The 24,859-nt window shown below is 46.8% G+C and carries 17 protein-coding genes and 1 riboswitch; of the genes, 6 read left to right on the plus strand and 11 right to left on the minus strand.

Annotation, left to right across the window (positions count from 1 at the left end; translation table 11 throughout):
• Positions 1-708 carry a TapB family protein gene (locus tag H9626_RS10340; RefSeq protein WP_191710450.1) on the minus strand — a complete coding sequence of 236 codons (708 nt, stop codon included), beginning with the start codon at positions 706-708 and terminating at the stop codon, positions 1-3.
• 156 nt (positions 709-864) lie between these two features.
• Between H9626_RS10340 and H9626_RS10345 the strand changes: the two genes are divergently transcribed.
• Entirely contained in the window at positions 865-2,958 is a 2,094-nt protein-coding gene (locus H9626_RS10345; RefSeq protein WP_191710451.1) for an alpha-L-fucosidase, read from the plus strand.
• Positions 2,959-3,215: 257 nt separating this feature from the next.
• Here the strand turns inward: H9626_RS10345 and rfbB are convergent, their stop codons facing one another.
• The 10 genes from rfbB to H9626_RS10395 form a co-directional block, all read right to left on the minus strand.
• The gene (gene rfbB / locus H9626_RS10350) at positions 3,216-4,355 is read right to left on the minus strand and encodes a dTDP-glucose 4,6-dehydratase (RefSeq protein ID WP_191710452.1); all 1,140 of its coding nucleotides are present in this window, start codon (positions 4,353-4,355) and stop codon (positions 3,216-3,218) included.
• Positions 4,356-4,424: 69 nt separating this feature from the next.
• Complete coding sequence (locus H9626_RS10355; protein WP_191710453.1) at positions 4,425-4,916, minus strand: metallophosphoesterase family protein; 492 nt, start codon at positions 4,914-4,916, stop codon at positions 4,425-4,427.
• Positions 4,917-4,935: 19 nt separating this feature from the next.
• Positions 4,936-5,487 carry an IbrB-like domain-containing protein gene (locus H9626_RS10360; protein WP_191710454.1) on the minus strand — a complete coding sequence of 184 codons (552 nt, stop codon included), beginning with the start codon at positions 5,485-5,487 and terminating at the stop codon, positions 4,936-4,938.
• Positions 5,478-6,785, minus strand: coding sequence for a DUF3440 domain-containing protein (locus H9626_RS10365; RefSeq protein ID WP_191710455.1), 1,308 nt, complete (start codon positions 6,783-6,785; stop codon positions 5,478-5,480). The genes H9626_RS10360 and H9626_RS10365 overlap by 10 nt, the downstream gene beginning before the upstream one ends.
• A complete protein-coding gene (locus H9626_RS10370; protein ID WP_191710456.1) occupies positions 6,766-7,191 on the minus strand; it encodes a hypothetical protein in 426 nt (141 codons plus the stop codon). The genes H9626_RS10365 and H9626_RS10370 overlap by 20 nt, the downstream gene beginning before the upstream one ends.
• An 84-nt stretch (positions 7,192-7,275) precedes the next feature.
• Positions 7,276-8,289 (minus strand): ABC transporter ATP-binding protein, encoded by a 1,014-nt coding sequence (locus H9626_RS10375; RefSeq protein WP_191710457.1) that lies wholly within the window; start codon positions 8,287-8,289, stop codon positions 7,276-7,278.
• Between the two features lies 1 nt (position 8,290).
• Positions 8,291-9,322, minus strand: coding sequence for an iron chelate uptake ABC transporter family permease subunit (locus tag H9626_RS10380; RefSeq protein ID WP_191710458.1), 1,032 nt, complete (start codon positions 9,320-9,322; stop codon positions 8,291-8,293).
• Between the two features lie 11 nt (positions 9,323-9,333).
• Entirely contained in the window at positions 9,334-10,473 is a 1,140-nt protein-coding gene (locus tag H9626_RS10385) for an ABC transporter substrate-binding protein (protein WP_191710459.1), read from the minus strand.
• A 10-nt stretch (positions 10,474-10,483) separates the two neighbouring features.
• Entirely contained in the window at positions 10,484-11,581 is a 1,098-nt protein-coding gene (locus H9626_RS10390) for a YncE family protein (protein WP_225230959.1), read from the minus strand.
• Between the two features lie 11 nt (positions 11,582-11,592).
• Positions 11,593-13,605, minus strand: a complete 2,013-nt coding sequence (locus H9626_RS10395; protein WP_191710460.1) for a TonB-dependent receptor plug domain-containing protein — start codon at positions 13,603-13,605, stop codon at positions 11,593-11,595.
• A 64-nt stretch (positions 13,606-13,669) separates the two neighbouring features.
• Positions 13,670-13,890, minus strand: a riboswitch (cobalamin riboswitch).
• Between the two features lie 796 nt (positions 13,891-14,686).
• Here H9626_RS10395 and H9626_RS10400 point away from each other — a divergent pair.
• Genes H9626_RS10400 through H9626_RS10420 form a run of 5 tightly spaced genes read left to right on the plus strand, consistent with a single transcriptional unit; the run spans position 14,687 to position 24,856 of the window.
• The gene (locus H9626_RS10400; protein ID WP_191710461.1) at positions 14,687-17,617 is read left to right on the plus strand and encodes a SusC/RagA family TonB-linked outer membrane protein; all 2,931 of its coding nucleotides are present in this window, start codon (positions 14,687-14,689) and stop codon (positions 17,615-17,617) included.
• 26 nt (positions 17,618-17,643) lie between these two features.
• Positions 17,644-19,161, plus strand: a complete 1,518-nt coding sequence (locus H9626_RS10405; RefSeq protein ID WP_191710483.1) for a RagB/SusD family nutrient uptake outer membrane protein — start codon at positions 17,644-17,646, stop codon at positions 19,159-19,161.
• A gap of 14 nt (positions 19,162-19,175) precedes the next feature.
• On the plus strand, positions 19,176-20,084 hold the full coding sequence (locus H9626_RS10410) for a DUF4984 domain-containing protein (RefSeq protein WP_191710462.1): 909 nt from the start codon (positions 19,176-19,178) through the stop codon (positions 20,082-20,084).
• 29 nt (positions 20,085-20,113) lie between these two features.
• Complete coding sequence (locus H9626_RS10415) at positions 20,114-22,087, plus strand: DUF8476 domain-containing protein (RefSeq protein WP_191710463.1); 1,974 nt, start codon at positions 20,114-20,116, stop codon at positions 22,085-22,087.
• A gap of 30 nt (positions 22,088-22,117) precedes the next feature.
• Positions 22,118-24,856 carry a DUF4458 domain-containing protein gene (locus H9626_RS10420; RefSeq protein WP_191710464.1) on the plus strand — a complete coding sequence of 913 codons (2,739 nt, stop codon included), beginning with the start codon at positions 22,118-22,120 and terminating at the stop codon, positions 24,854-24,856.
• The last annotated feature ends 3 nt before the right edge of the window (positions 24,857-24,859 follow it).

Consider the following 24,859-nt stretch of genomic DNA (forward strand, 5'->3'; position numbering starts at 1 on the left):
TTATTTGATATTCTTCTTAACCAACATGGTTTTTGCTTTCAGTGCACCTTCCATATCGTACGTTTCCGATTTCACCAGTCCGATACCTTTGGCATACCACTCGGTAACACGCACGTTGGTCGATTTCAGAACAATCTTGGTACGTTTCAGATACGAAATCTTCACACAGTCGAACTTTCCTGCCGTGGTGCTTACCTGTTCCCGTCCCATATACGATGCGCCGGATATGGTTATTTCGTTTTTCAGCATGTTTTGTATAAGCTGGTAATGACGGTCGGGTATCGCTGTTCCCGCCTGTGCTTCGTTCAGTAAAGTAAACGAATTGTCACCCTTGAATTTTTTGTCCTCCAGCAATCCCAACCGTGCGGCTTCGTTGTATCTGGCAGGGTCGGAATCGGAAGCAATATAAGGTCCGTACATCAAGTCCTCGGTACACGTCGTTGCAGTTCCGTCGTAGCTCCAGTTAAAAAGCGTGTAGCTTGTGTTGTTTTTGGCTTTCGTGGTAACGATTTTGTCGTAGTAACTTGCCTTTACAGTGTTTCCTTCACGCTGTACGTTTTTTACTGTGATTGTTTCGTTTGAAGTGCTTTGTCCCACTTCATCGTAATTCACGTAATGCAGTTCGCTGCCCTCGCTGGTGCAAAAATATTGTGCTTGTGCTACGTGGCATATCAGCAAGGCAGCTACAAAAAACATAAGTTTTCTCATAGTGCTGTTTTGTTGTTTATAATTAGAATGTATCGCAAACTTACAATTTTTTTTCGAACACTTTTATGCTGCCTGCCGATATTCTGCATTATATTTCTATAATTAGTCCGATATCTTTACTTTTTTTATATTACCTTTGCAACAAAAGCAGACACCATGAAACGATTTTTTATCACGCTATGCGCTTTGTCTTTGCTTGTGGCAGTACAAGCGCAGATATCGCCGGAAGCCTTTCGGACGTGGCACGGAAGCAAGTATTCGATGTTTATTCACTTCGGACTTTACTCGTTGCCCGCAGGGGTGTGGAACGGACAGCCCGTTACGAGCGGGTATAGCGAGCAAATCCAAGCATTCGCACCGATAAACAAGGAAGACTACGAGGCGCTGGCAGAGCGTTTTAATCCCGTGGAATTTAATGCCGACTCTGTTGCTGCACTGGCAAAGCGGGCGGGGATGCGCTCCATCGTGTTTACTTCGAAACATCACGACGGGTTCTGTATGTTTCGTACTTCGACTACCGGATATAACAGCGTAGATGCTACTCCCTGTCACCGCGATTTTGTTCGTGAACTTTCAGAAGCATGTCGTCGGGCGGGACTTCGTTTCGGTTTGTATTATTCGCTTATCGACTGGCATTTTCCGGGTTCTTCCATGTCGGGACATAATGCCGATTTCATACCTCCTGCCCATCATGAGTTTTCGAAGGCTCAGCTCCGCGAACTGCTGACCAACTATGGAGACATCTCTGAACTGTGGTTTGACATGGGTTCGAACACGCCCGAACAGAGCCGCGAGTTATACCGGCTGGTACATGAATTGCAGCCCGACTGCATGGTGAGCGGACGCTTGGGAAACGACCAGTACGATTTTTGTGTGATGGGCGACAATGCTTATCCCGAATCGGCACTGCAAACCGCATGGCAGACGGCGGCTTCGATGTTTGACGAGACATGGAGTTACCGCTCGTGGCAGAAGCGGGGAGACGTGAAAGAGAAAGTGCGTGAAAAACTGAAAAGTCTGATAAACGTGGTTTCACACGGCGGAAACTTTCTGCTGAATATCGGACCGCGGGGCGACGGCTCGCTGGTTCCTTTTGAAGTGGAGGTGCTTACGCGCATGGGACGTTGGTTAGAGCGTAACGGATATGCCCTTTACGATACCGAAGCATCGCCTTTCAACGAATCGTTTGCGTGGGGAAGCGTGACACGGAAAGGAAATCATCTGTATCTTTTCTCCACGGGCGAGTATCCGGCTGACGGGAAAATACACCTCCACTTACCGGGATGTACTTTGAAAAAAGGCGACGGCAAAATGGCTACTTACCTGCAATACGGCGACGACATCGAACTGACCGTACCGGCTTCGGCATACAAAGATTCGGTATATCACGTATTGCGTCTGGAGTTTGACCGCGACGTAAAACCCCAGCCGGCAGGTATGGTGCGGAGCATGTCGCTTACCGCCCAAAACGCTACTCCGGCTTACAGCTACTCATGTTTTGATTATTACAGCAATTACCGCAGCACGATAGGGTACAGCTGGAATTTTGAACAGATTGTATTCAAACAGTTGGAACTGGTTTATACCGATGAGGAGGTGGGTAAGACAATCGACCTCTCTATCGACGGAAAGAATTACGAAGTGACGCTCGATAAGGGAAAAGTAGATGCGTTGCGGCTGTTTCCTGCCACCGAACTTACATGGGGGCAGCGCTACATTTGCAAGGAGGGTAGCGGACTGTTTGACTCTCCGTCGACGCTGACTGCCGATTTGCAGAATCCGCCCGTGCGGGGAGGCAAGTGGGAGCCGACAGACAAGGAACAAGACGAGTTTGATGCCGACATCCTGTCGTCATGTTTCGTCATGCAAGACGTACATGCCACTCGTGCCCAGCGCGTGGTGATGGAAGTAGGTGCCGGAAACGGCATTGAAGTATTCTTGAACGGCAAATTGGTGATGAAACATCTTAATCCCTACCGCTGCAAGTTCCGTAAAGAGAAGCTGGTTCTTCAGCTTGTAAAGGGCAATAACCGCATCGTGCTCCGCTCGTATAACCGTTTTGAGGACAAGGCGACGTATCTGTTGCGTCCGGCGGAAAAGCAAGTGGTTTACCGTCAAGACCTTACGCTTCCTGCGGCATTTACCGGAAAGCAACACACCATCCGTGTGAAGCGCCACGATGCGTCGTCGTCACATGCCGATGCTGAGCTGGCTAATCTGCGTATCCGCCTGCGCCGTCTTGCGCTTTAAGCATATCCCCGAAAACGCTTCGGTTAGGGTAGGGCATCCCATGCGGTAGGATTGACTGATTCTACCCGTAGCGCCAACCGGTTCAACCGTTAGAGTTCCTTAACTGTCTGACCATACCGGAAATGGTTGAAAATAAGCATCGTCAGTTTTAAGCACGGTGTCATGAAAAAGCGACCGGAATGAATATTTCTGTTTCTTCATTCCGGTCGCTTTTTATGGTGTATGTACCCAGTGTCGGCAGCTCTTATCCTCAGCCGTTATCGGTTTTTATACATGTTTTCGTAGTAATTCTGGTAATCGCCACTCGTTACGTTCTTCACCCACGCTTGGTTATTCAGATACCATTCGATGGTCTTCACGATACCGTCCTCAAACTTGGTTTCAGGATACCAACCCAGTTCGTTTGTAATCTTGGTCGGATCGATGGCATAACGTTGGTCGTGCCCCAGACGGTCTTTTACAAACGAAATGAGCGAATCGTTTATCCAGTCGATGTTGATTTCTCCGTTCTCGTTAAACTCCTTTTTCTTCAATATCTTGCGGTATTCCGGATATTCGGTCATTAACCGATGGATGGTGGCGATAGTCAGTTTGACGATTTCAATATTCTGCTTCTCATTGTGTCCGCCCACGTTATATATTTCGCCGTCCTTTCCCTTTGTTACCACGAGGTCAATCGCCTTGCAGTGGTCTTCTACGTACAGCCAGTCGCGCACGTTAGAACCGTCTCCATACACCGGAAGCCGTTTGCCTTCCAGAATATTTTTGATAATGAGCGGTATTAATTTTTCGGGGAAGTGATACGGGCCGTAGTTGTTAGAGCAGCGCGTAATCGTAACCGGCATTTTATACGTATCGCGATACGCCATGACGATGAGGTCGGCGCTTGCTTTCGATGCGCTGTACGGGCTGTGCGGACAAATGGGAGTATCTTCAGTAAAGAAGCCTTCCGCTCCTAACGAGCCATACACCTCGTCAGTAGACACTTGGTGAAAGCGTACGCCTTTTCTCCACGTAGGATAGCCGCTTTCATCTTTTCCTGTAACCCATGCCCGGCGTGCAGCGTCAAGTAAGTTTTGGGTTCCTAAGATGTTTGTTTGTAAAAATAATTGTGGCGTTTCTATGCTACGGTCTACATGGCTCTCGGCAGCGAAGTTTACGATGTAATCAAATTTGTATTCGCTGAAGAGACGATCTGCCAAGTCGTGGTCGCAGATATTGCCTTTTATGAAAAAGCAGCGTTCGTTATCAACGTCTTTAGCTATTGTTTCCAGATTGCCTGCATAAGTCAGCGCGTCGAGTACGACTATCTTGATATTGTCATATTTAGCCAACATGTATTTCAGGTAATTGGCTCCAATGAAGCCTGCTGCTCCTGTCACTAAATAAGTTTTCATATAGTAGGATTTCTCTTTTGGTCTGCAAATTTCGTAAAGTTTTTCGGAAGAAGCAAGAATTTTTTAGTTTTAATCGCTTAATTCGATAACTTCGAGGTCACTGAATGTGCCTGCATCGATGTTAAAACGTACCAAAGTGCGTACTTTGTGGAATCCGTATTTTCCGGCAGCTCCGGGATTAATGTGGAGCATCCCCAGCGTTTTGTCGTATTTTACTTTCAGGATGTGTGAATGTCCGCTTATGAAAAGTTTGGGCGGATGTACCAGCAGTGTCCCCCGGATGGAGGGGTCATATTTGCCGGGATAGCCTCCTATGTGCTTCATTATCACGTCAGCCCCCTCTACGGTAAAGCGGTCGGTTTCAGGAAAAAGGCGGCGGATGTCTTGTCCGTCGATGTTTCCGTAAACGGCACGCAAGGGGCGGAATGCCTGCAAGCGTTCCACGATGTCTATTGAGCCGATGTCGCCCGCGTGCCAAATCTCATCACAGTCGTTGAAATATTTCAAATACCGTTCGTCCCAATACGCATGTGTGTCTGACAGTAATCCTATTTTCTTCATGGTTGCGTGCCTTTCTGTTTTAGTCGTCGTTATCCTCCGGTATCTCTTCTTTGGGTTCAGGTATAGAGAAATCAGCGTGTGCGAATAGCGAAGCCAGTCCGGATACTTGCTTCAGGCGGAGCAGTTCGTCTTTGTCCATGCCGATGTTTTTCATGATCCATGCGTCCGACATGCCGGCGCGGGTCAGTTCAGCCACGATGTGGGTCATCAAACCGATGTCGTGCGTACCGCGGGCACGGTTGTGCCGGATCGTCGACCCCATGCGGTGCGATAAGTCCTTGTCGATAACCACTACCGGCAGTAACCCCTTTTCACGTTCGTAGATGCGCTTCGAGGTTTTCAGTACGGTGTAACGGTGAAATCCGTCTACGATGATATATTTATCGTTGTCTTTGTCGTAATAACATACGCAAGGCATTGTAAAACCGTCTTCCCAGATAGACAGCTCCAGCAACTTCATTTCGGGAGGAGCCACCACGTTGGGGTTGTAGTCGTTTGCCACTACTTTGTCTACCGGTACAGCGCGTACGTTGTATACCGGACTTTTTATATCTTCTTCTTTTACGTCCATATATCTTTATATTGTTTCAGAATATAGTCTTTCATTTTGCTTTCCTGCTTGGTCAGTGCAAAACCCATATACTTGCAGGCATGGTCGTTACGCAGGATACAAAGACACATGCGTTTGTAAGTAGGTATTTCGCGGAATTCCGGAATATTGATATCGTCCAGATACTCCATCATCACGGGTCTTTTGGTGGTTTTGTAATTCGAAGTATTACGTACTTCGATCGGAATCTTCAGGTCGATGAGTTTCTGTATGGTCTCGTCGCTGAGGCATCCTCCTTTCGTGCGCCAGAACTTGATGCTGGTGTGCAGCTTGCTCAGGTAGTTGCGGCGCGTTTCTTCGGGCAGGGTAGAGAGCAAGAATTTCATGTACGATTCCCATGTATGCCCTTGAGGTAGCTTCAGAGTACTTCGTCCCATGGCGTATGTCGTTCCGTAAATGCCTGTAAAGTTCACCCCGTTTACGCGGCTTATCATTTTTCCCCACGTGTCGGGGTCGATGCATTTATACAGGTGAAGGCTTTCGATTGCCTCGCTGATGAACGGGCTTGCCACACGCTGGCGCTCGATGTTTACCCCCGCCTGATAGTAAAGGTCATACAACTTGTTGTAATCCCATCCGAACCGTCCGTTTGCCGTCCATATATCCGTAGTTTTCCAGTCGAATATCGGATAAAAATTAAACACATCGTTGGCTATCTTGTAACTCCATTGATAATGGTGGTAAAGCTGTGATTTACTGCTGCCGTAAATGGTTCGCCAGCGGTTGTAACTCTCCTGCGTGCGGATGCCTACCAAGCAGGCGGTGCGTACTGCTTTTTTCTTTTTGTGGAGCCACGAAGCAAACTTCAGTTGGAATTCGTAATCCCACATTCTTTCTTTCAGGAACGGAAAATCTTTTTCCGTCATTACGTTTTTGGGCATCGGTCGTACCCACAGGTTTCTCATGCTTTCTTCCCACGGCCTCCAATACTTTTGGTACATGGAAGTACACGTCCGTACGCGAAACGGTACGCAAACACGGTATACGTCTAATATATCTTTGTTGGCTTCTAAAATACGGTCTACGTAATCAATAGTCATCTTATATTGTATTTCGTAGTCCAAATGAAACACGCCCAGCTTGGTTTTCAGATTATGTTTACGGATATAATCTATGCATAAATTAAGTAAAACTCCGCTGTCTTTCCCGCCGGAGAAAGAAATATACACATTATCAAATTCTTTAAAGATGATATCCAATCTTTCCTGAGCCAGTTCGTATACGTTTTTTTTTAGGGGATTACTGCTGTTCTGGTTCATCTTTTTTCTTTTTGGTATATATCATTTTGATATAGATTTTCCATTCTTTTATCGTTTCAAAATGTTGGTCGCTAAAATAGTTTTTATGTTGTTTCTGCACCACGGCAGTCAGTTCTTTGTCTTTCATCTTGAATTTGCCAATGGCTTTCAGCAGGGCTTTGAAAACTTTTTCTTCAGCTTCGGGATTAATATAATAGTTGTTGATAATCCATTGTTTCCCTCTTTCTTCCATGGGCATAAATCCAATGACTTCTTCATCGGAAAGCGCGATAAACCAGATAAATTTCTCTCCGGTCTTAAAGGGGTAGTCATTGTTATAGTTAAGAACTTTGGGGTTCATGACTAAGGGGGCGACTAATTCGTAGAGGTGTTTTTCTGTTCCGTTAACTTGAATGACTTTTATCATAAAAATCTCATTTTATGCAAAAGTAACAAAAGCTTTTGTTTCTGTCGTCTAAAAAAACAGAAAATTTATTTGGTGAGGGGAGGTTTACAGCGTTTGCAGGAGCTGGTCGAACGAGCGGAATACGATGGTCTGCCCCTCCACAGTCAGTTTGATACGCTGCGGAGAAACCACGGTTAAAAGCGGCAGGGAAGCATACGCAGTTTCGTCAGGCAGGCAGAAATAGTTGCGACGGTTCAGTGCGTTTTGTGTCCAGTGTTCCAACACTTCGTTTGCCGCATTCAAGCGAATGGATTTTTTCCCTCCGACAGTAGGAGAGAACACCCCATGCGTCAGGTCGAAACGGATGCGGCTGTTCTGTCGGGCAAAGAGTGTATCCATCCGGTTATTCAGTATCAAGTCCTCGGTTACGCCACACTCCATTCCGTTTTCGGGAGTGAGCAGCCAAAGGCGGTCGGCAAGTACAAGTGCCTGCTCGATGTCGTGGGTAGACAGCAGGATGGCTTTCTGCTCTTCTTCGGCAAGCCGGTGAAGCAAGGTCATGATTTCGATGCGGCTCACCACGTCAAGGAAAGCGGTAGGCTCGTCGAGCAAGATGAGCGGACACTCTTGAACCAACGCTTTGGCTATCATTACCTTCTGCCGCTCGCCGTCGGAAAGCTCCGCTGTGTATTGGCTGGCCTTATCGGTGATGCCCACAGCTTGCAGGGCATGGCGGATGATGTCTTTGTCTGTCTGCCGCAACCGTCCGAAGAATCCCGTGTGAGGTTGGCGTCCCAGTGCCACCAGTTCATACACGGTCAGTCCCCCGGCTTGCGTCTTGTCGGTCAGTACCACTCCGATGGTGCGTGAGCGTTCGCGTTCCGTGTATGCACCTATCTTTCTGCCGAGCAGGTTCAGTTCACCCCCCAACGCCGATTGCGCGGCAGCCAGCGTGCGCAGCAACGTCGACTTTCCCGTCCCGTTGGCACCCAAAAGGCAAGTCAGCTCACCCCGGCGCAATACGAAATTCAAGTGGCGGTGTACGTACTTCGTTACTTTCCCCTTCCGATACCCAATGCTGAGGTCTTTCCCCTCGATGACAATAGCCTGCTGTTCCATCTCAGTTGAAATATTGAATTTTGCGTTGGTTTACAATGACGTAGATAATGACCGGCGCTCCCAGTATCGGTGTCACGGCATTCAGCGGAATGATACCCGCCTCGCCGGGCAAGATGCAAACCAGATTACAGAGCAGGGCAACGGCGCTTCCGGTAAGCAGGGTGACGGGCAGCAGAGAGTTGTGGTTCGATGTCCCCAACATCAGTCGGGCGATGTGAGGCACGGCAAGCCCGATAAACGATACCGGACCGCAGAACGAGGTGGTAACCGCCGTGAGCAAGCCCGTAGCAATCAGCAGTAGGTTACGGACGCGGCGGATGTTGACTCCCAAGTTTTCTGCATAACGAGTACCCAGCAGCAAGGCGTTCAGCGGCTTGATAAGCAATACGGCTACGATGAGACCCGCCACGACCATTGCCGAGAAAGCCGGCAACTGCTCTAACGACACGCCTCCGAAATTACCGAGTCCCCATATCGTGTATGAGTGTACACCTTCCGCCGTGGCGAAAAAGTTGAGCAGCGAGATGAGCGATGAAGAAACATAGCCAATCATGATGCCTGCGATAAGCAGCATGACACTGTTTTTTATCACGGTAGACAGGAAAAGAATGATGCCGAGGATGCACGCAGCTCCGAGAAACGCACCCAGTATCACCGAAACAAATCCCGAAAGGGTGAATGCTCCCGTAGCAATGGTTCCGCCTCCGGCGAGCATCACTAACGCCACGCCCAAGCTGGCACCCGAACTGATGCCGAGGATAGACGAGTCGGCAAGCGGATTGTTGAATACCGTTTGCAGCATCAGTCCCGACGCCGAGAGCGCCGCCCCACAGAGCAATGCGGTGATACACTGCGGAAAGCGCGACTCCCACACGATGAAACTCCACGTTTCCTTTTCCGTCCCGCGTCCGCAGAGAATGTCTGCCACGGCACTCGCCGGGATGTCTACTGCCCCAAGCAACAGGTTGGCAGCCATCAACATAAGAATGATTCCGCAGAGTACGCCTCCGTATATGTATCCCTTGTTATTCATTGTTCGGTTTGTCAATCGGTGGCTAAATTACTAAAATATTTCGGTTCGTAACCTTCCAATAAGTCGGGATGCAGTATTTTCACAATATCTTTCAGTAATTCTTCGGGGTGGAAGGGCGATTCTTCATAATACGGGATTCTCCCGGTGTTACATCCGTAGATACGCCGTTCTTTGAAAGCCTTGAAGCGAGCGTAGGGGGCATAGTCTTGTTTCAGCTCCCGATATGTTTTGTCTGTTTTTTGATTATACTTGATAAACCAGTAGTCGGCATCCCCTCCCTTGTCGAACACCGCTTCAAACGCCAGCGGAACCGAACCGCTGTTCTGTAAATCGGCGAAGATATAGTTTGCACCCGCATCGGCATACAGTTTTCCGGTGGTGCTGTTTCCGCCCGCGATGTACCATGCCGAGCCGTAGCGCAGATCGCTCAACACGGTAGGATGCTTTTGGGCTTGCGCCGCCCGACGTTTCACATTCAGATACTCCCGTTCTACCGCCGTGAAAAGCGAATCCGCCTTCGCCTCTTTTCCGGTCAGCATTCCGTAAAAGCGCATCCATTCCGCACGTCCTAAGGGCGAAGTTTCCATGTAATCGGCACATTCGATGATGGGGATGTTGAGTTTCCCCACTCGTCCGTAGCCTCCGTTATTTTCGAAAGGCGAAAGCAGGATGCCGTCGGGGTTCAGTTCGATGATGCGTTCGATATCGGGACTCATGCTGTTTCCGCAGTCGGTGATGATACCCTCGCGGCAACGTTCCTGTACTTCAGGCAGTTTGAAATACTCCGAGTTGCACACGCCGCGTATGTTGTCGAGCGCACCCAACTCGTTAAGCAGACTTCCGTGGACTACCGAGTAAACCAATGTCCTTTCCAACGGCACGCGCACAACAGTGCCTTCCGGTACTGATTCGGGCACAGGCTTCGTCTTGTCGGTCAGTATGTAAGTATGCAGTGTTTTCAGTGTGTCCCACGGGTTACGCACTTCCGCCACGGTGTATTCGGAGTAATTTACGATGCGCAGATTCTCGGCATACCGCAGCTTCAAGGTATCGCCTCCCGCTGTAACGGAAGAAGTCTTGCTCCCTCCGCCGCAGGCAGAGCAAAGCAAGACTATGGTTACTATATAGGCAGATAGTAAAATTCGGTTCATACGCTTCGGTTTATTCGGCTACGAAACGCATGTTGGTAGTATACATGCCGGTTTCAAACTGAGTTTTTGCCTGTCCGTCTTTGCTGTATACATGAACTGTGTTCAAAGCTCCCCATACTTGGTCGCCGATGTAAATGTCTTCCGTGATAGGGTCTACTGCGATAAAGCCCGGACTGGTAAAGTCGTTAAGGTCTATCGGCAAAGTGGTTGAGGTGTTTGTTTTCAGGTCATAAACAAAACATTTTTTTGTTTCCGGAAGATAGTATTCCGAATAAAGGATATACATTTTGTCTCCCTTGTTGGCAATGTATGTAGCGTTGCAGATGCTGTCTACCGCATACGTGTTGGGGTTGATGCGTTGCAGGGTCTGGTACACCCATTGGTCTTCGGGAACTGATGCAGAACCGGCATAATTTCCGTTGGATACTACATACACGTATCCGTCGTTTCCAGTGATGCACTGCGTATAAGGATTTAGCTTTACCGTAATGTCTTGCAGTTTGGTCATTGATGCCGCATCAACCACTGCCACTTGGTTTCCTTTGCTATAGTTGGAGATGTTGACAAAAAGTTTTCCGTCGGCATAAGTCAATGCTTCGGGATATGCACCTACGGCTACGCTTCCCGTAACGGCTTGAGTCAGCGTATCGAGCTTGTTCACTGTTCCGTCGTAAGCCGTAAAGAAAACACAACCATCGCCCGCTGTGGCATAACGCGGCTGCATGGGCTGGTCGGCAGCAGTAGTCATTGGCAGACGTTTTATCAGTTTCCCGTTGTGCTCAAGGATTTCTATTTTAGAGGAAGTAGCAGAAATAGCATAAAGTTTAGACCCGTATACACATAAATCCTGCAAGTCTCCGATGCCTTGTCCGTTTTGTGCGGCATAGAGGTCATTGCCGGTGCTTTGGGTAGTTAAATCATACCATTGTATGGAGCCGTTGTTTGCATTATAATTTCCCGTATTGACAATGTAAGCGCCGAGGGTGGTAGTCGGTTCCGGATTAGGGACAGGCGTCGGGTCGTCGTTATTATCACAAGCCGTCAGTGCGGCAGCCAGAGGCAAAGTGGTGAAAGCCAAGTAAAGCCAGTTCTTTTTCATTACGTTCATGGTCTTTTAGTTTATAAATAGTAATTAATAGAGATTTTGTAGTTTCGTCCCGGCATGGGGTAGAAACGGATTATCTCATAGTTCTTGTTCGAAAGATTGAGGGCATCAGCCTGTATGCGCAGGCGGTGATGTTTCCACGTAAATGTGTGCGACAGCGAAATGCCGTGGTCGGTATAAGGAGCAATGCGATACTCCGGCAGATTCTGCGCCAGCGTATAACGTTCCGAGGCATACGTTAGGTTATACGATACGTTTACCCACGGTGTTTCCAGTGTAAGGTTTCCGCTTCCCGAATGGCGGGGCGTATAAATAATCTGGTTGCGCCATGTTTTCGAGTTGCGGTCGGTTACATCTTCAGCCTGCATGAAATTATAATTTCCCGTGAGATACCACTTGAAACGCTCGTTGAGGCTGTATTCGGCAGACAGATTGACATCCACCCCGATGGTTTCCACCTTGCCTACGTTCATCATCCGCCATACAAACATCGTGGGCACGGCTACTATCTTGTCGGCTACCTTATTATAATAAGCGTCTGCCGAGAGGCTGAGGAAATCGAAGCAGGCGAAACCGGACTGGCTCCACGTTACACCGAAGTTTCCCTGCTTGGTGGTTTCGGGGCGCAATCCCGTGTTTCCGATAACCAAATAATATAAGTCGTTAAACGTAGGGGTTCGGAAGATGTCTTTGTACGAAGCTCTGACCCTCAGACCGGCATTTTCAAATGGTTTCCAAGAGAGGCTGAAGGCAGGAGACAAGCGTTTGCGGTCATCAGCCGCCGTACCAATCCGCACATCTTCGGTGATAAACGTGTTCAGCAGCGATGCCGTAGCCGAGAACTTCCGATGCTCATAGCGGGCAGCGACGGCGGTAAGCAGGGTGTAACGTTGCGGAAACTGACACTGGTCGAGTGTGGTATGCAGGTAATTATAAGCAAAATCCTGTGCCACGGAGAGCGAAAAGTGTTCTACCGGTTCTGCCCACAGCGTTGCCGACACGTAAGTCTCCGTCTGTCGGTAACGGTCGTCGGTAATGCCCGACGCCTCGTTGTTATAATCCTTGTTCCAACTGTAATTGAACTTTCCGAGGGCTTGCAGCTTTATGCGGTCGCTGAAACGGTTCTCGTAACGGAACTGTCCGAAATAGTTCTTGTCGGAGAGACGTTCGGCTGCGTATGGATTATCATAGATTACCCCTCCCGGAAGTCCGCGTTCCGAGTCGAACAGATAAGCCTTTACCTGTAAATCCTGCCGGGGAGTAAAAGCCGTGTAAAGCGTGGCTTCCGCCCGGTAAGTACGGATGTCGCTGTTATTCCGCTTGCTGTCTATCAAGTGGTTTCCGTTCCACATCTCAAACGGGTAATTCCCGTCTGCCCGCAGGAAGTCGCCATATACGCTCAGTGCCGTTTTTCGGGTTAGTTGCCGGCTGTACAACACCGAAGGGTTCACCATTCCGAACGAGCCGGCTTTCAGATTGGCATATACATGGTAAGGGCGGTCTTTGAAGTCCGGGCGTGCCGTCTGTATGCTGAGAACGCCTGCCGAAGCAAACGCGCGTGCCGTTTGATAAATATCGTCCGTCTGTCCGATGGTCATCGTCAGTTGCGACACATTGTCAAGCGAGAAACGCGATATGTCTATTTGTCCCGACTGGCAGTCGCTCACGCTCACTCCGTCATAGATAACCCCCGTATGCTGCGCTCCCATGCTTCGTACAGAGATTGTTTTCAGTCCGCCTATCCCCCCGTAATCTTTCACGCTTACTCCCGAAAAATGACGCACGGCGTCTGCCACTTCGTACACTCCGAGCCGTTCCATTTCCGCCTTTCCCATTACTTGCAGCGGAGAGGCAGACGTAAGGGCAGGGGGCGTGCGCCGCGCGCTCACCGTTACGCTCGGAATATCGTGAACACGTGTAGTCATGCTGTCGGTCGCCACCGTCTGAGCTTCGACGGAAACAACTGCCAGCACCGATACGGCTGCGACGATGCACACGCCTGTACTACGGGGATGCTTGATGCTCATAAAAACGAATATAATATAAATGTATAACGTTGCATGACCTTGTTCTTCTTTCCTCGAGAAGCGCAAGCACGGCTTTTGTTTTGCAGGTCTTCTGACTTACTCCGGTTTGCTTTGCCTTCCCACCCTCTAAAAACAAGTTCAGGGCAGTGGCTGAAGAAGTAGATAAGCAAACCTCTTTTCATGGAGCTCACAGCAGCGGGACTGTCCGGGACTTTCACCCGATTCCCTTTTCATCCGCGGCCTCGCTTGGGAAGCCTGTACGGAACAAAACGTTGCAAAGATAAACATTCTTTTTAGAAATCAAGCTTTTTCAGCGGAATAATTGAAAGTTAAAGGAGTCACTTCAATCAAAGTTTAAACAGGCTCTTAATCTGTTTGTCTCCTGTTTTTTGTGAAAAATTTGAAGCGAATTGATAATTTAATATCGAAATTATGAAGTTGAAAAGTAAATATTTTTTAGATAAAAGAAGTCGTTTCCCGTTGTAATGGAGAAGGACGGAATGTTGTTTTTCAGTCTTGATTTATTTGTTTTTTTCTTTCCCCAAACGCTACCGCATGTTTTAGTGAAAACATGCGTACAAGTTAGATGACACAAGCGGTAGAAAGCAACCGTTCTAACGGTAGCGTTTGGAGGGGGGAAATTGGTCGGAAAAACAGGGATGTAAGGAGGCTTCGGAGATTGAACGGGTTGCATAAATATGCGAGTGAAATACGTAAAAATCTGTTTGTTTTGAAAAAAATGTTTTCCTTTAAGCTGAACTTGTTGCTTTTTATAAGCTAAAAATTATAAATTTTGTTTTTATTATGTGTTAATGAATAAAATATACAAAAGGAAAATAAAATAAAATCGTATTTTTGCGCTCGTTTAAAAATAAATCCTAACTGATGATTAACTTTGTTATTGTAAATAGAACATTTTTTAATTTAGACATGGTTTTGCGTAATGTAAAATCACGCGATCCTTTTAGTCATATTTATTCGTAAAGTTTGCTCTGGCAACCTTTCTTTTTATGGTGTTAAAAAGAATTGGTTGGATTCTTTTGATTTTTTTATTCACTAATATATTTTTACGGACAAAGAGATGAGAAGATTATGTCTTTGGTTGGTCTTTTTTGTCATGTTGGGTATTCAATCGGCTTTTGCTCAGTTTGTCGTGAAAGGAACGGTGGTTTCTAAAGCAGACAATGAGCCGCTGATTGGCGTATCTATTATGCAAAAAGGAACAACGAACGGTGTGGTTACCGACATCGATGGTAACTATGAGTTGAAAATTCAAGGAGGAGATGCCGACTTGGTATTTTCGTATATCGGTATGCGCTCGCAAGAGTTTCGGGTGAATGCGCGTACCGGAGTGTTGAACGTGGCGCTGGAAGATGATTCACAAATCATGAATGAAGTGGTGGTGGTGGCTTACGGCGTACGAAAGAAAGGTACGATTGCCGGTTCGGTTTCGTCGGTAAAGGCTGAGAAGATGGAAAATGTGCCGGCACCGAGCTTCGACCAAGCGTTGCAGGGACAGGCTGCCGGTTTGTCGGTGGTTTCTGTTTCCGGTGAGCCGAGCAAGGCGGCTGTTTTCAAAATCCGTGGTACGAACTCTATCAATTCGGGTACGGCGCCGCTGTTTATCTTAGACGGTGTGCCCATCGAAAGCTCGGATTTCAATACCATCAGCCCGGGCGATATTGAGTCGGTATCTGTGTTAAAAGACGCTTCGTCTACTTCTATTTACGGTGCGCGTGCTGCTAACGGGGTAGTGGTTATCACTACGAAACGAGGCTTGTCGATGGACAAGGCGAAGGTTACTTTGCGTGCGCAGTACGGTACGTCGCAGTTGGCGCGTACGGAATGGAACATGATGAATACCGCCGAACGCATCGAATTCGAGAAATTGGTTGGTTTGGATAACGGGCAGGATTACGACTTGCTTTCGCAGGTAGACGTAAACTGGATGGATGCCATCTTTAAAGACAATGCTCCGCTCCAGAACTACGAACTATCTGTTAACCGTGCTACGGATAAAATGAATTATTACGTGTCAGGAAGTTTCTATGACCAAGACGGTATCGCACCGGGGTCTTCATTCCGTCGTTATAACATCCGTGCCAATGCCGAAGTTAAGGCAAGCAACTGGCTGAAGTTAGGAACCAACACGATGGCCGCCTATGAGGAAATAGAGCAGACAGTAGAAGGTTCACCCAGTCTGTCGAGTCCGATTTTCGCCTGCCGCCTGATGCTTCCTTATTGGAATGCGTATAACGAAGACGGTTCCATCGCTTCGCAGACCGACGGTACTTGGAAGGGTACGGGGCAGAACCCGCTGGAGTGGTTGGCGAACAATCCGGTGACCAACAAGAAATACAAAGTGCTTTCTACGGTATATGCTGAAATTACTCCGATTGAGAACCTTACCATCCGTGCGCAGTTTGGTGCGGACTTCTCTCATTCTACGGGTTCTTCACAGTCGTTCCCAAGTTATATTCTGAATGCCGGACTGGGCTCGGCAGGACGCAGTTCGTATGACACGATGAACCTCACGGAAACTACTACTGCCAATTACCGCTGGACTTATAAAGAAGACCATGCTTTCAACTTCATGTTGGGTCAGGAAGCAGTGAACTACGATACCGAAGGATTCCAAGTTTATACAGAGGGGCAGACGAACGATTTGCTTACCGACCTGTCTTCGGGTGTGCGTGCATCGTCATGGATGAACTCGGCTACGTCGTACGCTTATCTGTCGTTCTTCGCCCGCGCCGAATATAACTACAAAGATTTATATTATGCCGATTTCTCGGTGCGTGCAGATGCTTCTTCGCGTTTCGGTAAAAACAACCGCTGGGGAGGTTTCTGGTCGGTTGGTTTGATGTGGAACATCAAAAACGAAAAGTTCTTGAAAGATGTAGAATGGCTGACCAATGCGCAGATTGCGTTAAGTTCCGGTACTACGGGTAACTCTTTGTTGCCGAGCGATTACTACCATTTGGCTTTAGTGGCGGGAGGTCCGAGTTATAACGATGAGGCAGGTATCTATCCGGCGCAGAGCAGCAACCCCGATTTGAGTTGGGAAACCACATGGGCTACCAATCTGGCTTTCCATTTGGGATTCATCGACCGCATCAATGTGGATATCGAGCTGTATAATAAGCGGACGACTGACATGTTGATGGAAGTGCCTGAGTCGTATGCCATTACAGGCGAGGGTGTACGTTGGGAAAACATCGGTGTGATGGCAAACCGCGGTGTGGAAATCAGTGCAAATGCCGATGTGCTTCGTCTTAACGACTTTACTTGGAATCTGAATGCAAATATCTCTTATAACAAGAATGAACTGAAAGAACTTTATAACGGTGTAGATGAGTATGTAAACTCTACTACGGGTATCCGTTACGAGGTAGGACGTCCTATTAATGAGTTTTTCTTGAACCGTTATGCTGGTGTGAATCCGGCAAACGGCGAACAGTTGTGGTACACGAAAGACGGTGAGCTGACTAACGAGTTCCGTGAAGAAGACCGCGTGATGACCGGAAAAACCTTCGATGCTCCGTGGATGGGAGGTTTCGGAACCACATTCTCATGGAAAGGCTTGTCGCTGTCGGCACAATTCAGTTGGCTTGCCGACCGCTGGGTGATGAACAACGACCGTTACTTTGAAGAAAATAACGGCGGATTCTCCGGTTACAACCAGTCGAAACGCCTGTTGTACGATGGATGGAAGAAGCCGGGCGACGTGACAGACATCCCCCGTTACGGAGAAATAGCCCAGTTGGACGACCGTTTCTTGGAGAATACCTCATTCCTGCGTCTGAAAAACGTCACGCTGTCGTATTCATTGCCCCGCTTGTGGTTGGAAAAGAGCAAATTCTTTACAGCGGCACGGGTATATGTACAAGGACAAAACCTGCTGACGTTTACAGGCTTTACGGGTTTCGACCCCGAATATTCCGGAAACGTATATTTGGGAGTATATCCTCCTTCACGCCAGTTTACCTTCGGCGTAGAAGTTTCATTCTAATATATATAAATGTATAGAGAAAGATGATGATTAAAAAAATACAATTATATGCGGTGTTGGCTGCGATGGCATTGTCCTTCACTTCTTGCTTAGACAAGTATCCGGATAATGCGATAGAAGCAGATAAGGCGGTCAATACCCCTGACGATGTGAACCAGTTGGTGATGGGAATCTATGCTGCGTTCAAAGATGGTGCGCTGTATTCCGGCAATCTGACTTTGCTGCCGGATATTCAGACCGACTTGGTATACGGCGTAACGGGAAATACGAATGTTTATGGAGATATTTGGCGTTGGAACGACATCAAACCTACCAATACAGATATCGAAGATGTGTATGCGGCTCTGTATACGGTGGTTAACCGCTGTAATTTCTTGCTTGACCATGTAGAGGCGGTTCGGGCGAAAACTACGGACGATGATGACCTTGACCGCTTGGACCAATATTGCGGCGAAGCCTATTTCGCACGTGCGCTGGCATACTCTGAGCTGGTAAAGCTGTTCTGTAAAGCATACGAAAGCGAAGAAGATGCAGCCAATCAGTTGGGCGTGGTGATAAACGAACATTACGATAACCAAGAGCCGATGAAACGCGCCACACTGCAAGAATCTTACCAGTTTATTATTGACGACCTCGACCGTGCAGAAGACCTCCTTCAGCTGGAAGAAGACTTCAATCCTTCTGTCGACGGCTCTTTGTATGACACGGTATATTTCAACGAATATACGGTTTACGCCTTGCGCGCTCGTGTAGCTCTTTACATGAAAAACTGGAAAGAGGCGGAAGAATACGCCGGAAAGGTTATCGACAGCGATTACTACATGCTGTCAAGCTGTAACCAGCAGATATCATCGGGCGTGAGCTATTATAAATACATGTGGACGAACGATCACAGTACAGAAGCTATCTGGAAAATTTCGTTTACCGTCAGCTCGTATGGCGGTGCGTTGGGACGGGTATTTTTCAATTTCGACCAGTCGAACGTGCGTCCCGACTACGTGCCGGCTCAGTGGGTTTTAGGTCTGTATGCTGCCTCTGATTTGCGTTATACAGATATCTTCCAGTCGTATACTACGGCATACGGTTTGATGTGGCCGTTACTTCAAAAGTATTTTGGTAACGAAGAATTTCAGGCGTATAACATCTACCATGTGTGTATGCCGAAAGTGTTCCGTCTGTCAGAGCAATATCTGATTCGTGCCGAGGCGCGTGCCCAGCAAGGCAATTACGGAGGAGCAAGCGAGGATATAACCGAACTTCACAGTGCACGCTATTCGGCAGGTGGAGCAGTATCCTTGAATGCTGAAACGGCAATGGATGTCATCGAAGAAGAGCGAGTAAAAGAACTTTATATGGAAGGTTTCCGCCTGCACGACCTGAAGCGTTGGCACAAAGGTTTCGAGCGCACGCCGCAAGACCAGTCGCTGGATAACGGCAGCAGTCTGAAAGTGGCAGCCGACGACCCGATGTTCGTATGGCCGATACCGCAGCATGAGATTGAAGCTCCGGGCTCGCAGATTGAACCTAATGAAAGTAATAAATAAAAAACATTATGGTGATGAAGAAAATATTTATAGGAGCTATCGCGGCAGTAGTCGTGGCAATGATCTTTTCGGGATGCGAACCGAACAGAGTGAATTATAGCGGACCCAATTATCTTATGTTTTCCGACACGCTGTATCATTACGGCGTAAAAGAGTCGGGCGAGGTGTTTAATATTCCTGTCTCGGCTACACGGGCTGCCGATTATGACCGTACGCTTGCTGTGGAAATTATCGACCAAGAAAGCAATGCGGTGGAAGGCAAACATTATAATCTGCTGTCGAATACCGTAACGATAAAAGCGGGCGAACTGGCTACGGATGTAAAAGTTCAGGGTATCTATGAAAATATCGCGAATACAGACTCGCTGGGTTTTGCCTTGAGACTGGTTATTCCCGATGAAGATAAGTGGGACTTGTATGGTACGGAAGCGAAAGTGGTGCTTCAGAAAGTCTGTCCGTTTGACATCAATAACTTTGCGGGAAACTGCGTGGTTACTTCGACTTTCTTTACGAGCGACAACTGGACCGGGACTACTACCATGCGTTTGATTACTACCGATGTTGCGGAGGATGAAGAAAACACGATTGTACTTCATGACCTGTATTACGACGGTTACGATATCAAACTGAAATTTAATACAGACGACGCTTTGGAACCGCTGGTTGAGATGGACGAACAGTTGCTGGCTACCACAGCCGATGCCTTTTTGGGTAACATACATGGCAATGGAGATTTGATGATAAGCCAGCCTACGGCTTACGTATCTTATTACAGTACCTGCGAAGATTTTGTTCTTCAGTATGTTACGCTTAATGTGTATAATGATGACGGTTCGATCTATGGTACAGTGGGTACGTATGTGAACATTTTGGAATGGATTAGCGAAGGCGAAGCCGAAGATTTAAGAGAACAAGGATATTAAAACACACAAATAAAAATAGAATAAAAAGTATGAAACATCTCGATTTGATACCAGTTGCAAATACTTGCAAGAAGATGTTGTATAAGGGATGTCTGTTGGTTGGTTTGGTTGCAGCATGTAGCCTTACAGCATGTTCAGACGATGACGAGAACTCGGTAGCTCCGGTTTTTCCGGAATTGCAAACCATAAGCTGTAACGCCGGAGAAACAAAGGAGTTTACTTTTGAGGCGAATACTAATTGGAGCTTGGCTTCAACCGAACTGTGGTGTAAGTTCGTGAAAGACGATGTTGAATCGTTCGTATTGTCAGGAAAGGCAGGTACACAGAACATCACTATCCGTGTAACAGACGAAGCTGCTACCGTGGATGAGGCAAGCGTAGCGAAATTAGAGTTGACTATGGGTTCGCAAACCATTGTTATCGGTGAGGTGACCCGTTCGGCTAAAGGCAGCGAGCTGAAAATCTATGATATGGAAGGTAACGAACTGGAAGCTCTTACCGTAGGATACGATGATTTTGAACCCTTTAAAGTGAAGGCAAACTTCCATTTTGCCGTAACCGGAACTCCCAATTGGGTGGAAGTAGAAGGTGGTTCGCTGGTTGGGGTTTCTAATCAGGAAGTAGCAGGCGGATTGAGAGTGATTCAAGACGGAACGGTTGAAAAATATCCGGTAGCCGCAACAGATAACAAGATGATTGTGTTCAGTGCAGAAGACGGAAAGGCTTCTTTCTCATTCCCGCTGATTTATGCGGGTATGGACCCGATGGATATTGATGTAACAGCTCCTTCTGCCAACAGATACGGTTGGACGGTTTCGATGGACGGAAAGAGCTTTGCTCAAGAAGGCGGACAAGGAACTTCCGGAGGCGGCAGTACTTATACTAACAGAATTCCCTTTACGGTTAAGGTGCTGAACGATGATTATGAGTTTGTTTATTTGGAAGAATGGGAAGATGTTTCCGGCACGAAAAATATTTCTCTGATTGATCCGTCTATGTTGTGGTTGCATTGTGAAGGAGAAAAAGGTGATATCTCTTTGCGTGTTGATGAAAACGAGCCTCAGTATGCAGGAGTTCCGGCAGAAGAAAGAACGGGTTATGTCTTGGCTTTCTCGCGTGCGGAATATGAAAGCATAAAAGAAAATCTGGAAGCAAATATTGTAGAAAACGGAGATATTAAATATGCTTACCAGCAGAGCAATCTGTTGATTCAGATTACCCAGAAAGAACAGGAAACAACTACCGGCGAACAGTTGGTTAATAGTGTGACGAGCGGCGACGGTTCTACTGTTATCGATTTCGTAGCATATACCGGAGAAAATCTTAGTCATTATCAGTCAACTTACGGCGTACAGTCTGTTACTGAAATCAACAAGCCTGCAATGAATACATTGATTACGTTTGCTTTTGAAGGAGTAAACATTGAGGCGTATGATTTATCAACGGAAGAGCCTGTTGAAGTAGGAGGTTTTGAACTGTCGGGAAATTATGTGGGAGTTGATGCTTCTATTGTTGGTAAAAAAGATATCTTCTTTGTTGTAACAGAATGGGTGGAAGCCGGAACTCCGAGAAAAGCAATGGTTATTATACATTTGTCGAATGTAGAAGAAGGCGGTAGCGAAGAACCTTCTGAAGGCGTATTCTCTATAACAAATGCTTCTACGGCTTCTTCTGTGGCATGTACGGAATATGCAGGTCCAAGTCTTGACTGGTTTAAGCAGAATTATGGTGTTGAAAGCATCTGGCAGGTAGAAAAACCAACTGGCAGTTTGGATGTTGCGTTGAGTACCTTAGGTAAAACGATTGCTTCATGGGATTGCTATGATTTTGCAACTGAAAGTCCGATATCACTCACAGATGAGATAACGGATGTAAATGGCGATGGTTCTGTCATCAATATATGGATTGGTGGCGCTTTCGTTGAACACGATGTTGTATTCATGGTAATAACGGACAATTCGGGGGTTAAATACGGTTTAATCGTAGGTACTCCGGCTGAGTAATAATATTGTTTCTTAAAACACAAAATTGAGATGAACATATATAAATTATATTCCAAATACTTTTTATCGCTCCTCGTCAGTATGCTGGCGATGGTAGCGGTGACAAGTTGTTCGGACGATGACGAAGATTTGGCACAGAGCGGTTACGGTTACGTACAGTTCAAGCTGACCAAAAGCTCTTTTGAGTCTGCGCCCGAAACAGAAGAACCCGCTTCGCGTGCGATGACGGACAAACTGGACAAGCTGGCGGATGCGAAAAAAATACAGGTGGTGTTGCTTCACGATGGCACTACCGTATCGCAGACCTTGCTTCTGAATAGCTACAATGATGAAAATGCGGAATTTGGTCTCCGCAGTGATAAACTTCAATTGGTGGCAGGAGCTTATAAGGTAGTGGGCTATTATCTGTATGATGCAGTAGACGAGCAACTTTATGCGGGGGGCTCCGGAGATAATAGCGATTTCACTGTGGTAAGCGGCGGATTATATGTACAAGAGCTTTCTGTAGATGCCGTATCTCGCGGTATGGTGAAGTTTCAATTAGAGAAGCAAGTGCTTTCACGTGCAACGGAAGAAGGTTATCTGTTCAATGCCATCGCAGAGATAGATGTAACGGTAAAAAACATGTTTACACGTGAGGTAACTACTTTCGAGAAAATGAAAGTAACGTATGAAACCGATTACGAAGAGTCTGTAGGAACTGATAATCCTGACGACCATTATAAAGAAGTAGGTAAGGCTTCCTGCGATTCGCTGGTATGGCTTCCTGCCGGAACTTATCAGGTAACTTCTTATACTACTTACTCAAGAAGTGGTGTGAGCCGTACGGAATTGGAAACTCAGGTTGTAAAAGGAGAAAGTTTTGTTGTGTCAAACAATGAAGTGACAGAAAATGCTTTTGTTCCCATACTGCTTTCTGAAACCTCGGAAAACATTAAAGACTACAAGGCTTTGAAAGAAATCTGGGATAAGATGGGCGGTAAAAACTGGAGTTATTACGGTGCTGAATATCCTGAAGGTACAAATTGGAACTTTAATAAAGATATAGATTTGTGGGGAGAACAGCCGGGAGTGACGCTGGGTAATAACGGGCGTGTAACAGGTTTGGTTTTGTCCGGTTTCGGTATAAGCGGATTTGTTCCCGATGCCATCGGTCAGCTTACGGAAGTTCAGATTTTGGCACTTGGTTCGCACGATGAAAAAGTAGGAGGCAAGTTGTTTAGCTCTGAAGGCATTACGGTGGGTATGAGCGAAGAACATAAGCAGAAAATGCGTCATCATTATGAAGAAATGTTCTTGAAATATGATGTGCGCGAAAATCTTTCCGAGATGCTGCAAGATGTTATCAACAATGATCCGAAGCAATCAAAAATAGTAAAGAGCAGCCGTATATCATTGAAAGATACTCAAATAGGTGGAACGACCAGCCGTTTGGACGGTATATCAAAAGCGGTGATGCGCTTAACCAAACTTCAGCAGCTTTATATAGCAAATGCTCCGATAGCTTGTGTGCCGGGAGGTGTTGATAACTTCTGTACCGAATGGGAAGATTCGAACTCGGAATATGCGAAGCAATACCAGCAAGAGGAAGACGAAGGCAAGCTGAGCTGGAGCAACATGAAAGAACTGACCGATGTTGAGGTATACAACTGTCAGAATGTAAAAACACTTCCTGCATTCTTGTATCAGTTGCCTGAAATCCAGTTGCTGAACATTGCATGTAATCGGGGTATTGAGGCAGAACAGTTGAAAGCCGACTGGACAGCTTTGGCTAAATCGGATATAACCGGTCCGAAGATTCAGATTCTTTACATGGGATATAACAACCTGAAAGAATTCCCCGATGAAGGTGCCGATGCCAACGGACAAGGTGGCGTGCTGACCAATATGAAGAAACTTGGACTGCTCGACTTGACCGATAATCAGGTGGAGAAAGTAACAGCCTTTGGTACAGATATTAAGTTTGCAACTGTATACCTTCAGAATAATCGGATAACCGAGATTCCTGCGAACTTTTGTGGATTCACCAACGAAATGGAAACGTTCAATTTCTCGAATAATCTGTTGACAGAAGTTCCCGATATTTTCGATGCGAAGTCGGTATATGTGATGGGGTCGGTTGATTTCTCACACAATAAGATAACGAAAGTGCAAAATGGTTCTGCTTTTAAAGGTATCAATGCGAGTACGGTTTCGCTGGCAAACAATTTGATTGAAGAGTTTCCCAAAGAATTGTTTGCTGCCGGTTCACCTATCCAGACATTAGACATAAGCGGAAATAAGTTGACAAAAGTTCCAAAGGGTTCGCTTACCGGAGAAAAAGCTCATCTGTTAGAGAACATTGATTTGCGTTTCAACAGACTGACTGAATTGTCTGACGATTTCCGTGCTACAACGATTCCTTATTTGCAGGGCATTGATTTGAGTTATAATAGTTTCTCTAAATTCCCGACCGAACCGTTGAACGTTTCTCAGCTGAGAGCGATTGCAATTCGCCATCAGCGTGATGACAAAGGCGAACGCTGCTTGCGCGAATGGCCGGAAGGAATCACCACTTGCCCCAGTCTGTATCAGTTCCAGATTGGTTCGAACGATATCCGCAAGGTGGAAGAAGTCATGACTCCTTATATCTATGTTTTGGATATCGCAGATAATCCGAATATTACAATAGATTTGTCTGGCGTATGTTCGGCTATCTCTCAGGGACTTTATTACTTGTTCTACGACAAGACACAGGATATACGTGGTTGTGATATATTATTCGAATAAAAA

It is taken from the genome of Phocaeicola faecium (assembly GCF_014837055.1).
Taxonomy (GTDB): Bacteria; Bacteroidota; Bacteroidia; order Bacteroidales; family Bacteroidaceae; genus Phocaeicola; species Phocaeicola gallinarum.